Source organism: Cupriavidus sp. FW305-27, assembly GCF_058787995.1.
Genome location: NZ_JBYTAG010000004.1, coordinates 83,453 through 98,075 on the forward strand (window position 1 = coordinate 83,453; position 14,623 = coordinate 98,075).

At 71.2% G+C, this 14,623-nt stretch carries 6 protein-coding genes; 1 reads left to right on the forward strand and 5 read right to left on the reverse strand.

Features of this window, described 5'->3' with window-relative positions:
- Nucleotides 1-104: 104 nt before the first annotated feature.
- Genes AC3WRI_RS03145 through AC3WRI_RS03160 form a run of 4 tightly spaced genes read right to left on the reverse strand, consistent with a single transcriptional unit; the run spans nt 105 to nt 7,567 of the window.
- Nucleotides 105-1,505 carry a lysine N(6)-hydroxylase/L-ornithine N(5)-oxygenase family protein gene (locus AC3WRI_RS03145; protein ID WP_492292560.1) on the reverse strand — a complete coding sequence of 467 codons (1,401 nt, stop codon included), beginning with the start codon at nt 1,503-1,505 and terminating at the stop codon, nt 105-107.
- A gap of 22 nt (nt 1,506-1,527) precedes the next feature.
- Nucleotides 1,528-2,628, reverse strand: a complete 1,101-nt coding sequence (locus tag AC3WRI_RS03150; RefSeq protein WP_011617402.1) for a GNAT family N-acetyltransferase — start codon at nt 2,626-2,628, stop codon at nt 1,528-1,530.
- Between the two features lie 32 nt (nt 2,629-2,660).
- Complete coding sequence (locus tag AC3WRI_RS03155) at nt 2,661-4,343, reverse strand: cyclic peptide export ABC transporter (RefSeq protein WP_011617403.1); 1,683 nt, start codon at nt 4,341-4,343, stop codon at nt 2,661-2,663.
- On the reverse strand, nt 4,340-7,567 hold the full coding sequence (locus AC3WRI_RS03160) for a non-ribosomal peptide synthetase (RefSeq protein ID WP_011617404.1): 3,228 nt from the start codon (nt 7,565-7,567) through the stop codon (nt 4,340-4,342). Before AC3WRI_RS03160 ends, AC3WRI_RS03155 begins: the two co-directional genes overlap by 4 nt.
- Nucleotides 7,568-7,817: 250 nt before the next feature.
- Here AC3WRI_RS03160 and fhuF point away from each other — a divergent pair, with 250 nt between their 5' ends.
- Nucleotides 7,818-8,573 (forward strand): siderophore-iron reductase FhuF, encoded by a 756-nt coding sequence (fhuF, locus tag AC3WRI_RS03165; RefSeq protein ID WP_011617405.1) that lies wholly within the window; start codon nt 7,818-7,820, stop codon nt 8,571-8,573.
- Nucleotides 8,574-8,585: 12 nt separating this feature from the next.
- Here the strand turns inward: fhuF and AC3WRI_RS03170 are convergent, their stop codons facing one another.
- On the reverse strand, nt 8,586-14,612 hold the full coding sequence (locus AC3WRI_RS03170; protein ID WP_492292562.1) for an amino acid adenylation domain-containing protein: 6,027 nt from the start codon (nt 14,610-14,612) through the stop codon (nt 8,586-8,588).
- Nucleotides 14,613-14,623: the final 11 nt, after the last annotated feature.

Here is a 14,623-nt window from a genome sequence, read left to right on the forward strand (position 1 = left end):
TCCTTCTTACTCCCCTGCTCGGTTGTGAAAATCCAGGCCGTGGGACCCGGCTGGCCGCCTGGTCGCGGCCGCCGGTCCTCATATTGCTTTGTATGGGCGATACCTCAGTGCGTGCCGGCGTGCGCGACGCGCGCGGGGCGGCTGCGAGGCGGCTCGGCCTCCATGGCGCATGCCGCACCCGCCCGGTTGCCCAGCACGGCGGCCGCAATCTCCTGCGCGCGCACCGCCAGCACCGACAGCAGCGTGTCCGACAAGCCGTGCGTCGCTTCGCAGCAGCCCTGCAGGAATACGCCCGCCTGGCAGCCCGGCGCCATCTGCAGCCGGTAGTCGCGGTCGGCCTGGAAGCCCTTGGCGTCGTCCAGGTAGGACGCCAGCGGCGCCAGCAGCGACTGGTGCAGCTCGCGCCGGTAGCCCGTGGCGAGGATGACCGCGTCATAGCGCTGCAACTGATGCGCGCCATCGTCACGCCGCGCAATGTCCAGCCGCACGCCGTCGGCATCGGCCTCGGCATGGCGGGCCTCGCTGCCGGCCAGCAGGCGGTGGCGCACCTTGCCGGTGACCTTCTGCTGGTACAGCACCTCGTAAATGGCTTCGATCAGGTCGGTATCGACCACCGCGTAGTTGGTATTACCGAACTCGCGCAGCAGTTGCTCGCGCTCAGTCGCCTCGCGCGAGAACAGGTAGTCGATATAGCGCGGGTTGAAGATCTCGTTGACGAAGGGGCTGTCGTCGGCCGGCTTGAGCGCCGGCGCACGGCTGACCAGGTCGACCGCAATGCCGCCTTCGCGGCCATGCAGGTCCAGGAAAATCTCGGCGGCGCTCTGGCCCGAACCAATTACTGCCACGCGCCGCACGGGCGCTGTGCGCTCCAGCCGCTCCAGCGACTCGAGGTACGACGACGAATGGAACACCCGCGGGTGGCCCCGCAGCGGCACGAAGGCGCCCGGAATGCTGGGCGCGCCGCCGACGCTGACCACCACGTTGCGCGCGCGGCGCTCGGTCAGCGCCCCTTCCGCCGTGCGCGAGGTCACGCGCAGGCAGGCCAGATCGCCATTGCCGCCGGCGGGCTCGGGCGCGACCGAAACCACTTCCTCGCCGTAGTGACAGGCGTCGGCAAAATCACCCGCCACCCAGGACAGGTAGTCGTTGAACTCGTAGCGGCTGGGATAGAAGGTGCGGGTGTTGATGAAGTCCAGCAGCCGCTCGCGCTCGTGCAGGTAGTTGATGAAGGTATAGCGGCTGGCCGGATTGCGCATCGTGACCAGGTCCTTCAGGAACGAGATCTGCATGCGGCTGTTGTCGAGCAGCATATTGCCGTGCCAGACGAAGCCCGGTTTCTTCTCGACAAAGCCGAAGCGGAACGGTGCCTGCTGCGGCAGCATTTCGCGCAGGGCCACTGCCAGCGCGAGGTTGGAAGGCCCGAAGCCGATGCCCAGCAGGTCGAGCACGGGCCCTGCACCGGCATCGGTGCCGTGGGCGGCGAAGGTGGAAGCGGAATAGAGCATGGTCTCTCCTTGCGCGGCTGGCTCAGGCCGCCAGCGCGGTCGGTTCTGCACCGGACAGCTGCGCCTGCCCGTCGTCCTGCGGCACCCACAGGCGCTCGCCGAAGAAGCGTTCGCGCAGCAGCATCACCAGCATGGCGCGCTTGTGCGGGAAGTCGAAGGCCTTGACCTTGGCAAACCCGGAACGGTCCAGGTTGCGGATCTGCTGCACATGATCGATGCGGGGCTCGCCGACGATGCGCTGCGTGCGCGGGTCGTCCAGGAACATGTAGTGCATCAGCGACGGCAGCCAGGCGCTGATATACGCCTTGCCACGGATCTCGCCGTCGCCGATCAGCACGTGCCAGCCGCGGTCGAAGTCGTCGACGTCGTAGTAGGGGCCGATGCGGTTCTCCTTGGCCCAGTACACCTCGAAGTACGCGAACGGCTTGCCGTCCAGGCAGCCGATCAGCGGGATGGTGTGCGGGTCGGCCAGCTGCGCCGACAGGTAATCGCGATGCTTTTCCAGATCGCCTTCTTCCTCCCAGAACGCCGCCACGCGCGGATCGTTCATCCAGCCGTGGAAGCACGCCAGGTCGGCATCGAGATCGGCCACCCGCATCGAGAACACCTGGCCGAGCCACGGGATATGGCGTGCATAGACCTGGCCCGACGGCTTGGGCGCGCGCAGCGGATGGCGCCGGCCCTGGGTCATCGCGTATTGCAGCGGATAGTCGCGGCCCGAGGTGCCGGTGTGCCACAGCGCCGGCAGTTGCCAGAGCTGCTCGACGCGCGTCACCAGCTCGCCGCCGGCCGCGCGCGTGGCGCTGCCCTCGCGCAGCATTGCGTTGGCGATGGCATCGGGCAGGTCCAGCGCGATTGCCTGCGTCGCGGGGGTGCGCGCCAGCACCGCCTCGCAGGCGGCAAAGGTCGCCGCGCGCGCCAGCGGATGGACCGGGTCGGTATCGGCAAGTGCCAGCCGCGGCTGGGTGCCGGGCGTAAACTGCCAGGCCTGCAGCGGCGTGCCGTCGAGGCTTAGCTGCAGCGCGCAGCCATCCCAGCGGCTCTGCAGGGTGAGGCTCGTCGCGGACAACCAGGGCTGGCTCGCGATCGCGTGGGTCATCAAAGGCGCGGCATTGCTTTGCATGTGAACTGACTCCCTGTCTGTGTTGGCGCGCGTCATGCGGCGGCCTGATGGTCGGTCTGGCCGGCCGCGGCGGGGGCGGCGGCGCTGTCGGTGGCGCTGTCGGCGCGGATCACGCCGCTGTCGGCGCCGATCACGCGGTCGGCCACGTGGAAATAGCGGTCGTCATGGCTGACCGCGACAATGGTCTTGCCGCTGCGCTTGAGCTCCGGCAGCAGCGATTCATAGAAATAGGCGCGGAACACGGGATCCTGGTCGGCTGCCCATTCGTCGAGCAGCAGCACCGGGCGCGCCTCGACATAAGCCGCCAGCAGCGCCAGCCGCTTGCGTTGCCCCTGCGACAGCTGCGTGGTCGACAGCAGGTCATCGCGGATGGCGACCTTGTGGTCCATGTGCAGCCGCTTCAGGAAAGCATTGGCCACCGCGGCGTCGAAGCGCCCGTCCGGGCCGACCAGCCGCGCGAACAGATGGGCGTTGGAGAACACCGTGGCGAAATGGCTGCGATACCAGGGCAGCTCGGCGGTGCCCACCGGCCGGTCGCCGAGCGCTATGCTGCCGGCGCTCGGCTGGTACAGGCCCGCCAGCAGCTTCATCAGCGTGGACTTGCCGCTGCCGTTGCCGCCGACGATAAAGACCGTCTCGCCGGCGGACAGCGTCAGCGACACGGGGCCGAGGCGGAAGCCGCGCTCGTCGCCCTGGCCGGGATAGTCGTAGCGCACGTCCTGCAGCGTGATCAGCGGCGTGCCCGGCGCGGGCGGTGCAGCGGCGGTATTGGTCGAATGCAGCGCGAAATCCTCCGTGTACGGCGCCAGCCGCAGCGTCTCGATCTTGCGCAGCGCGACGTTGCCGGTCATCAGGATCGGCAGCGTGCCGACCAGGTCGTTCAGCGGCATGCGCAGGAACATCAGCACCAGCACGAAGGCGGTGATGCGCTCGCGCCCAATACCCAGCGCATCGCCGGCGATAAAGATCGCGCACGCCACCCCCAGGATCAGCGTCGCGGTGAACGACAGGCTCAGCACCCAGTAGCGGTCGGCGCGCACCTCATGTGCGCGCGCAAACTCCGCGGCGGGCTCGAAGTCGCGCTGGTAGAAGCTCTGCTTGCGCCAGGCATTGAGCGCCAGTTCGTAGCGGCCATCAATCGCGCCCTGGTAGCCGGCGTAGAGCCGGTCGTCGGTATCGCGCACCGCCTTCATCAGGGTGCGCATGCGCAGCACCCAGCGCTGCGCCAGCAGCACGCCTGCGCCCAGCACCGCGGCACCGAGCACGAACAGCTGCCACGACAGCCAGCCCAGGTACAGCAGCCCGCCCAGCACCAGCACGCCGTTGTAGAACACGAACGGCACGCGGTTGAAGGCCATGCCGATCGAGGCGATGTCCTTGGTCAGCGTGGCATAGACGGTCGGGCCGCCGATCGCTTCCAGGCGCTCCACGTCGGTATCGAGCACGCGCTTGAGCATGCGCAGCCGCATGTCGTACACCACGCGGTGGCCCAGCGCGGTCAGCAGCGCCTGCGAGCCGAAGCCGCAGCCGAACAGCACCGCCAGCAGGCCCAGCAGCACGCCGATGCGCCCCGCTTCCAGCGCCGCCGGCGCGGCGATCATGCGGTTGATCTCGGCAATCAGCGCGATGCCGGCGAGCGCGCTGCAGGTGCCCGCGGCCAGCGCCAACAGCAGGAGGCCGCCGAAGCGGCGGCGCAATGAGAGGAACAGATTCACAGGGCCTCCAGCAGGTCGTTCATGAAGGCCAGGTCGGCGTCGGCATCGCGCCGGCCGGCCTGGTCGATCGCCGCGGCCATGTCGCGCAGCACGGGCGCAGCGAACAGCGCCGGCAGCGCCAGTTCGCAGGCCATCTGCTCGCGGATGCGGGTCTGCAGCCGCACCAGCAGCAGCGAATGGCCACCCAGCAGGAAGAAATCGTCGTCGGCTCCGGCCTGGGCCACGTCCAGCACCGCGCACCACAGCGCCGCCAGTTCATGCTCGGTCGGCGTCGATGGTGCCGCCGCCGCGCGCGGCGCGGCCGGCTCGGGCAGCGCCTGGCGGTCGACCTTGCCGTTGGCGTTGAGCGGCAGCGCATCGAGCCGCGTCAGGCTGGACGGCACCATGTAGCCGGGCAACTGCTCGCGCAGGCGCGCGAGGATGGCGTCGTCCGAGTCATCGCCAGCCGTGGCGGCCACGTAGTACGCGCACAGCCGCGCCATCCCGTCGGGACCCTGCCGGGCCACACAGACTGCCTGGCTCACCTGCGGGCACGCGCTCAGCGCCGCCTCGACCTCGCCCGGTTCGACGCGGAAGCCGCGCACCTTGACCTGGTGGTCGCGCCGGCCGAGGAACTCGACAATGCCGTCGACACGCTTGCGCGCCAGGTCGCCGGTCCGGTACAGCCGGTCGCCCGCCATGGCGCCCGGCGTGCCGGGCGCGAACGGGTTGGGCACGAAGGCCGCGGCGGTTCGGGCCGGATCCTCGGCATAGCCGCGCGCCAGCCCGGCGCCGCCGATGTAGAGCTCGCCGGCCACGCCCGGGGGCACCGGTTCGAGCCGCGCGTCCAGCACGTAGAGCTGGTTGTTGGCGATGGGCCGGCCGACCGGCGCGACCGCCCACGCGGGAGCGCCCTCGGCCGCCAGCGCATGCGCCGCGGACCAGACCGTGGTCTCGGTGGGGCCATAGACGTTGCAGACCTGCGCGCCCCTGGCCAGCAGTGCCGTGGCCAGCTCGCGCCCCAGCGCCTCGCCGCCGCACAGCACGCGCAGCCCCTCCCATGGCGGCGAGGCTTGCGTCACCAGCATCTGCCAGGTCGCGGGCGTGGCCTGCATCACGGTGATGCCGTGCGCGGACATCAGCGCCGCCAGCCGCGCCGGGTCGCGCGCATCGTCGCGCGTGGCGATCACCACGCGGGCGCCGCTGGCCAGCGGCAGGAACAGCTCCAGCCCCGCGATATCAAAGCCGAGCGTGGTCACCGCCAGCAGCCGGTCGCTGCCGTCCATCGGCACCACCGGCGTCATCGCCCGCAAGAAGTTGGCAAACGCGCCGCGCGAAATCTGCACGCCCTTGGGCGTGCCGGTCGAGCCGGAGGTGTAGAGCGTGTAGGCCAGTTGTGCCGGATGGCATGGCGCAGCCGGCGGCGTATCGGGGGCCGTGCTCCAGGGCGGCGTGTCGCCGTCGACCAGCACCACCGCGCCGCTGTCGCCGAGCGCGGCGCGTGTAGCGGCGCTCGCCAGGATCAGGCGCGCACGGGCATGGCCGAGGATGTGGGCATTGCGCGCGGCCGGATGGTGAGCGTCGACCGGCAGGTAGGCGGCGCCCGCCTTCAGGATGCCGAGCAGCACTGCCACCAGCGCGGGCGTGCGCGGCAGGCACACGCCGACCAGCGCCTCGGCGCCGAGTTCCTGCGCGGCCAGCCAGTTCGCGATGCGGTTGGCGGTCGCTTCCAGCCCGGCATAGGTCAGGCTCGAGGCGCCGTCCGTCACCGCAATGGCATCGGGCGTGGCCGCGGCGGCGCGCGCGATCCGTGCGACCACGTCGTCGGCCGGGTCGAGTGCAAGGCCGGTGTCGTTGCCGTCGGCCAGCGTCCGGGCCTGCTCGCCTTCATCCATCAGCGGCAGTGCTTCGAGCGGCGTCTCGGGCGCGGCCAGCATCGCGCCGAGCAGGTGTTCATAGTGCCGCGCCATCCGCTGGGCCGTGGCCGCGGTGAACAGCGTGGCGTCGTATTCCAGCGTGGCCGACACGCGCGTGGCGCTGGCGTGCAGGTCGAGCGTGACGTCGAACTTGGCGCTGTCGTCGGGCACCGGCAGTGCGCTCGCCTGCAGGCCGGGCAGCGTGAAGGCGGCGGGCTCGCCCATCTGCAGGTTGAACATCGCCTGGAACACCGGCGTGCGGCTGGGGTCGCGCGACGGCGCCAGCCTGTCGACCAGCAGTTCGAACGGCAGGTCGGCGTGGTCCAGCGCGGCGCGCGCATCGTCGCGGACCTGCTGACACAGCGCGTGGCCGCTCAGGCCGGGCGTCAGCCGGGCGCGATAGACCTGGGTATTGATGAAGCAGCCGACCAGTTCGTCCAGCTCTTCATGCGTGCGGGCTGCGTTGGGCACGCCCACGGCAAAGTCGGACTGGCCGCTGTGGCGCGCCAGCAGCGCCTGCCATGCGGCCAGCAACACGGCGAACGGCGTGAGCCGGCCACCCCGACCCGTGCCACCAGCGCAGTAGCTGCGCAGCGCTGCCACCACGTCGTCCGACAGCGTCCAGCGGACGCGCCCGCCCTTGCCTGCCGGCCGCGCCGGGCGCGGGGCATCGAGCGGCAGTTCCAGCGCGGGAATGCCAATGCCCAGGCGGTCCGCGCAGCGTGCCACCGCGGCATCGAGCGCAGGGCCATCGAGACGCTCGCGCTGCCAGGCAGCGTAGTCGGCGTACTGCACCGGCAGCGGCGTCCAGCCCGGCTCGCTGCCATTGACGGCCGCGGCATAGGCCCGCGCGAGGTCGCGCGCCAGGATCGGGTTGGACCAGCCGTCCGAGACGATGTGGTGCATGGCCAGCACCAGCACGTGGGCGTCATCCTCCAGCCGGGCGACGGTGACGTGGAAAGGCGCGGCGGCGTGCAGGTCGAATACGCGCGCCGACTCGCGGCGCAGCTGCGCATCGAGCTCGCCTGCGGGCAGGTCGATCCATTGCACGGCCGGCGGCGCGTTGTCGACGATCTGCCGGGGCTCGCCGTCACCGGTCGAGAAACGGGTACGCAGTACCGCATGGCGCGCCGTCACCTGCGCCAGCGCCTGCTCCAGCGCCGGAGCCGACAGCGGGCCCTGCAGGCGCCAGGCGCGCACCAGGTTGTACGCGGTGCTGTCCGGCGCGTAGCGCTGCAGGAACCACAGGCGCTGCTGCGCGAACGACAGCGGCGCGGGGTCTTGCGAGGCGCGCGCACGGATCGTCAGGTCGGGCATAGGCTGCGTCATTGGGTCTCCTCGGGAGCCGCGAGGCAGCCATTGCTGGCCTGGCTGCCACCGCGCGCATGGCCTTGCCGCGCGAACGGCAAGGCCAGGACCGCCCCGCAGCCGCGGCCATGCTGCGACTGACTGGCAAGGGGGCGCCCAGGTGCGAGATTGTCTTTACAAAGCGAATTGCGAATATACCTGATAATCATTCTCATTTTCAACAAAGAAAAGGCGTTGACTGCATATCCGCAACGCCGTACGGGGCTGCCTCTTGTTTCCGTTACCGATCCTGCTTGCACTGTTTCCCGAGCCGCTGCGTCACTACGCCGAGGCCGTACGCATCGGCCCCACGACGTCCGATGACGTCATGCCCGCCGCGCTCATGTCCGCGCCGGCGGGCCGCGCCCCACTACGGCAGGCGCTTCACGCCATGGCCGTCCACTACGGTGGCGACGATGCGCGCGTGGCCGGCTCGGTCTGGGCGCGGCATTGCTTCTCCGCGCTGCTGCCTGGCACGGTGGCCGCCGCGGCGCTGGCGCACCACGTGCTGCCCTTGCGCGACACGGCCATCCGGCCCGATCGGCACGGCCGCGCCGTGACGTTGCTGCTGCCACACGCTGGCCAGAGGTTTGCCGGCGCGCCGCCGCAGCAGCGTTACGGCGCCCTGCTGGACGACCTGCTGTCACCGCTGATCGAAGCGCTGGCAGCGGCCAGCGGCGCGTCGCCGCGCCTGCTGTGGGCCAATGCCGGCGCTGTCGTCGCCGAGGTATTGCGCCACGCGCCCGCCCTGCTGCAGCCGGATATGCCGGCCACGGACGCCACGCTGGCGGCCGACGCGGCCTGGCTGATGGACACCCGCACCCGCCCCGACGGCCGCGACAACCCGCTGCATGCGCCGATGCGCGCGCACCGCGTGACGCAGGACGGCACCACCACCACGCTGTGGCTGCGCCGGCTGTGTTGCCTGCGCTACCGCTTGCCGGCCTTCACGCTGTGCGGCGACTGCCCGCGCCGCCTGCTGCGGTAAAGCCGTCGGCACCTAGGCCGCCAGCGCGCTGGCGCTGCCGTGCTCCACGCGCACCGGCACTTCGCCCAGCGTGGCGCCGGCCAGCGCCGGCAGCGCCAGCAGGATCGCCACGCACTGCCGGGTCAGTTCCTCCGCCGCGCTGTCGTCGAGCGCCGCCGTGTCGTACTCCACGCGCAGCGTCAGCGTTTCACGCGGAATCACGATGGCCGTTACCGGATAGCTCATCTGTCCGCGGTTATCGACATCGCTGAAGCGCAGCACGCCGCGCTGGGTTTCCCGCAACGTGCTGTCGACTGGGTAGTTCTCGTAGATCAGCATGGTGTCGAACGGCGTGCGCGCGGCATCGTCGCTGCCGGCCGCCCAGCTCTGCAGCCACGCCGGCGGCGCATGCTCGATCTCGCGCAGTGCCAGGTTGTCGGCCTGCAGCGCCGGCAGCCAGTCGGCCACGCGCAGCGAGTCGGGCAGCGCCTGCACCAGCGGCAAGGTACTCGCGAGCAAGCCCATGATGTCTTCGATGCCGGGCAACTCCGCCGAACGGCCCGAGCCCACCACGGCCATCCCCACCGTGCGCGCACCGGTGGCCTGGCGCAGCGCCAGCATCCATGCTGCCTGCACCAGCGTGTTGACGGTGACGTGCTGGCGGCTGGCGAAAGCGGCCAGCGTGCGCAGCGCATCGGCCTGCACCACGTGCTCCACCGCCCGGATCTGCTGCCCGCGCCGTGCCGGCGCGACCTCGCACGTGATGCGCACCGGTTGGCGTGCCAGCGGCGCCAGGCGCTCGCGCCAGCGTTGTTCAGGATCGGCGCCCAACTGCGCCTGCTGCCACGCCACGTAGCGGCGCAGCGACACCGCGGGCTGGGCCGGCCGCTCGCCGTCGTAGCCGCGCAGCACCTCGCCCAGCAGGCGCGACATGCTCCAGCCGTCCAGCAGCAGGTGATGCCAGGTCCAGAGGAAGCGCCAGCTGTGGTCGCCGATGCGCACCAGCGTCAGCCGCATCAGCGGCGCCTGGCCCAGGTCGAAGCCCTCGCGGAACTCGGCCTCGCACAGCGCCTGCCATTGGGCATCGTCGGCGGCTGCGGCCGGGCGATGGCTGCGCTCGCGCCAGTCGTGGTGCCTGACCGGCAGCGTGGCCTGCGTGGGCACCACCAGCAGCGGCTCGGCCTCCATGCCCGCGCCCGCTTGCAGCCACGCCACCCGGGCCCGCAGCACCGGATGCCGCCGCACCGCGTCCTGCCACGCCGCGACCATGCGTTCCACGTCGAGCCCGTCCATGGTGGCCTGCACCTGCACGGTATAGGCCGGCGAGCCGGGATGCCGCGCGCCGTGCCGGATCATGCCGCGCTGCATCGGCGTGGGCCGCCAGATGTCCTCGATCTCGTCGGCACGCAGCGCGAGCGCATCCAGTTGCAGCTGCGACAGCGCGCTGGCCGGCACATCGGAGGGCGTCAGCCGCGTCACGGCCTGCGCCACGCAATGCCCGACCACCTCGCGCAGCGACTGCGCGATGCGCGCCATCAGCGCTTCGATGGTGACCTCGCGGAACTGCGCGCCGCTGTAGGTGCAGCGGAACTGCAGGCGGCCGCCCTGGATCCGGCCGTCGAACGCCAGCGGCGCCGGCAAGGGGATATCGTCGGAGACGCCACGACCGGTATCCTCCGCGGCGGCCTGCCAGCTGCCTTCGCCAAGGCTGCCGTCGAACTGGCCGAGGTAGTTGAACAACACCTGCGGCACGCACGGCGGCAGCGCCGCAGGCGCGAGAGCGCTGAGCACGCCGTACCCCAGCCCTTGGCGCGGCACCGCGCGCAGCGCTTCCTTGACGCCGGCGACGGTGTCGCCAACGTCCGCAACGCTCGCCAGCCGGACCGGCCAGACGCTGGTGAACCAGCCCACCGTGCGGCTGAGATCGAGCGCGCTGCCGGCCGCCTCGGCTTCGCGGCCGTGGCCTTCCATGTGGATGCGGATGTCGTCGCGGCCAGCAAAGGCGCACAGCGCGCGCGCGAAGCCCGTCAGCAACAGGTCGTTGACGCCGGTGCGGTAGGCGGCATGGGCACGCCGCAGCAAGGCGTCAGTCGTGGCCGCGTCCAAAGCAAAGCTTGCCGTGCGGGGGCGCGCCGGTTCACCGCCCGGACCATCGCATGGCAATGACATCTGGTCGCGCGTGACGGTGCGCCAGTATTCGGCCTCGGGCGCGAACATGTCGCGCGCCGGCCCTGCCAGCGTGCGGCTCCATGCGGCATAGCTGGCGCCCACCGGCGCCAGCGCTGGCACCTGTCCCGCCAGCCGGGCGGCGTAGGCGGCCTGCAGGTCTTCCAGCACGATGCGCCATGACACGCCATCCACCACCAGGTGATGGCAGACCAGGAACAGCCGCTCGCTGCCATCGGCGACGCGCAGGTGCAGCGCGCGCAGCAGCGGGCTGCGGGCGATGTCCAGCCGGTCCTGCTCCGCATCGCAGGCAGCGGTGATTGCCGTGGCGTCCGGCACGTCGATGGTCGTCAGTGCGACCGCGGCCCCGGCCTCGGCGACGGCCTGCTGACGCCAGCCTTGGTCCGTGCGAGTGAAGCGGTAGCGCAACGCGGCATGGTGGCCGGTGACGTCCTGCAGCGCGGCCTGCAATGCCGGTGCGTCGATGGCCGACTGCGGGCGCAGCAGCACCGACTGGTTGAAGCGGTTGCGGCTGGCCTCGGCCAGCGGCTGCCCGAGAAAGGCCGCCTGCACCGGCGTCAGCGGCGCCGCGCCAGCGTCATCGTTGGCCGCATCCTGCGCCGTGCCACCCACGCGCTCCGCCACCCGCGCCAGCGCGGCCACCGTCTGGTGCTCGAATACCTGGCGCGGCGTCAGCCGCCAGCCCTGCAAACGGGCGCGCGCGACGATCTGCAGGCTCAGGATGGAATCGCCGCCGAGCGAGAAGAAGTTGTCATGCAGGCCCACCTGCGCGATGCCGAGCACGTCTGCCCACACGGCCGCCAGCATCCGCTCCGCCGCGGACACCGGCGCGGTGTAGGCGGTCTCGGCCTGCCACTGCGGTTCCGGCAGCGCGCGCCGGTCCAGTTTGCCGTTGGGCGTGACCGGGAGGCTGTCGAGCTGCAGGATCGCGGCCGGCACCATGTAGTCGGGCAAAGCCGCCGCGAGCGCCGCGCGCAGGGCCTCGCACGATACCGCGCCCTGCTGCGCCACGACGTAGCCGACCAGCCGCGTGCCGGCGGACGTCTCGTGCGGCAGCACCACCACTTGCCGAACGCCGGGCTGCGCCAACAGGCGCGCCTCGATCTCGCCCAGTTCGATGCGGAAGCCGCGGATCTTCACCTGGTGGTCCTGCCGGCCGAGGTATTCGATGCAGCCGTCGGGCTGCCAGCGCACCAGGTCGCCGGTGCGGTAGAGCCGTCCACCGGGCGCGCCAAACGGATCGGGAATAAAGCGGTCTGCCGTCATGCCGGCGCGGCCCAGGTAGCCACGCGCCAGCCCTTCGCCGCCTAGATAGAGTTCGCCCGGCACGCCCACTGGCACCGGTTCCAGCCGGCTGTCCAGCACGTACGCGCTGCGCGCCCCCACCGGCCGGCCGATCGGCGCATAGGCGCCGGTGACCTGGGCTTCCGCGTCAGCGGCCCTTGCCTTCCACACCAGCGGCGTCACCACCGTCTCGGTCGGGCCATAGCCGTTGATGATGTGCTGCGGCCGCAGTGCCTGCGTCAGGCGGGCCACGCCCGCCCGGGGCATGGCTTCGCCACCGAAGGAATACAGCCACAGCGGCGGCGGATCGCCCTGCGACTCGGCCCAGGCCGCGAGCTGGTGCAGGTAGCGCGGCGGAAAGCCCGCGTGCGTGACCGCATGGCGGCGCAGCGCGGCGTAGGTCTGCTCCACGCTCCACAGCGTGTCGTCACGCAGCACGATGCTGGCGCCGCTGGCCAGCGGCACCATCCAGCGCTCATGCGCGCCGTCGAAGCTGAACGACAGGAAATGCAGTTCGCGGCTGGTGGCCGTGATGTCGTAGCACTCGGCGGTGGTGACCACATGCATTGCCAGCGGGCCGTGCGCCACCGCGACGCCCTTGGGCTTGCCGGTCGAGCCCGAGGTGTAGATGACGTAGGCAAGCTGCGCCGGGTGCACGGCAATTTCGGCATCGTGTTCGGGCGAGGATGCGTCGGCGTCGTCATCGACCAGCAGCACCGGCAGGCCTTCTGCCACCGGGAAGGACTCGCGCAGCGCGCGCTCGGTCAGCAGCAGTTGCGGGGCGGCGTCCTCCTGCATGTCCAGCAGGCGCCGCGCCGGATTGCTTGTATCGAAGGGCACGAAGCAGCCGCCAGCCTTCAGCACCGCCAGCAGCGCCACGATCATGCGCGGCGAACGGCCCAGCGCCACGCCGACACGGCTCTCGGCGCCAATACCCTGCGCGACCAGCCAGTGCGCGAGCCGGTTGGCCTGGCGATTCAACTCGCCGTAGCTGAGCGTGGCATCGCCGAACAGCACGGCCGGGGCCTCGGGCGCGCGGCGGGCCTGGCCCGCCACCTGCACATGCACCGGCACAAACGGCGGTGCCGCGCAGCCGGGTTCGCTCCAGCGGGCCAGCGCGTCGCGTTCGGCATCCCCCAGCAGCACCGCTGCGGCGGACGTCGTGGCGGGATCGGTAGCGAACGCCTGCAGCAGGCGCCCATAGTGCCCCGCCATGCGCGCCACGGTGGCGGCATCGAACAGCTCGGCGGCATAGGCGATCCGGCCGAAAAGGCTGCCATCGGGCAGCTCGGTGGTGGCCAGGCTGAGTTCGAAACGCGCGGTCGTCACCGGCAGTTCCAGCGACGTAACGCGCAGCCCCTTCAGCTGCGGCACCGCCGCAGCGCCAGCGGCGCGATGGTCGAAGGTGACGTTGAACAGCGCCGGCTGCGCCAGGCTGCGGCCGGGCTGAAGCGCCTCCACCAGCAGGTCGAACGGCAGCGCCTGGTGCTCCTGGTCCGCCGCCGCCTGCCGCGCCAACCGCGGCAGCAGTTCGGCAAACGGCTCGTCTGGCGCCACCTCGGCGCGCATCACCTGCATGTTGACGAAGCAGCCGACCAGCGCCTCGGTCTCGCTGCGTTGCCGGTTGGCCACCGGCACGCCGATGCAGATATCGGCCTGTCCGGTGTAGCGCTTCAGCAAGACCGCATAGGTGGCCAGCAGCGCCATGTTGAGCGTGGCCTGATGCGCGCCGGCAAGCGTGCGCAGCGCCGCGGCCACGTCGGCCGGAATGACGAAGGTGTGCTCGGCGCCCGCGCCGGTACGCGCCGCGCGGCGTGGCCGGTCGGCCGGCAGATCGAGTGCGGCGCCGGGCGCATCGCCCAGGCGTTCGCGCCAGTAGCCGAGCTGGCGCTCGGCTTCGCCGGCGTCCATCCAGTTGCGCTGCCACGCGGCAAAGTCGGCGTACTGCACCGGCAGCTGCGGCAGTTCGGCCTGCGTGCCGGCGGCTTCGGCCGCGTAGCAGGCGGCCAGCTCGGCGACCAGGCGCACGATCGAGGCGCCATCGGCGACGATATGGTGCAGCACCACTACCAGCACATGGGACTGGACGCTCTCGCGGATCAGCGCGACGCGCCACAGCGGTCCTGCGGCGAGATCGAACGGCGCGTGGGCAATGCCGTCGATGGTGGTGTCCAGGCCGGCGGGATCGGCTTCCATCTCGACGAATGGCGGCGGCAGGCTGTCGTGCACCTGCTGGCGCGCCACGCCGGCAGCGTCGGTTGGATAGGTGGTGCGCAGCACCTCATGGCGCGCACCGATGCGATCGAACGCACGGCGCAGTGCTGCGGCGTCGAGCGCCCCTTCGAGCCGGTATGCGCCCGGCATGTGATAGGCGGTGCCGGCCGGATCGAGCTGCTGCAGGAACCACAGGCGTTGCTGCGCGTACGACAGCGGCAGCGCTTCGCTGCGCGGCGCGGGCACGATCGGCAGCGTGGAGAAGGCCACGCCTTTGTCGTGCAGCGCGGCCAGGAACGCCGTGCGCTGCGCTGGCGCCAGCCGGGCAAAGCGCGCGGCGACCTGCGCGTGCGCGGTATTCAGTGCATCTGACATGGGAGCGGTAT

What these genes read in the sequence shown, in the direction of transcription:
- AC3WRI_RS03170 (WP_492292562.1), bottom strand. Translation starts at nt 14,612, where the DNA reads ATGTCAGATGCACTGAATACCGCGCACGCGCAGGTCGCCGCGCGCTTT.
- AC3WRI_RS03160 (WP_011617404.1), bottom strand. Translation starts at nt 7,567, where the DNA reads ATGACGCAGCCTATGCCCGACCTGACGATCCGTGCGCGCGCCTCGCAA.
- AC3WRI_RS03145 (WP_492292560.1), bottom strand. Translation starts at nt 1,505, where the DNA reads ATGCTCTATTCCGCTTCCACCTTCGCCGCCCACGGCACCGATGCCGGT.
- AC3WRI_RS03150 (WP_011617402.1), bottom strand. Translation starts at nt 2,628, where the DNA reads ATGCAAAGCAATGCCGCGCCTTTGATGACCCACGCGATCGCGAGCCAG.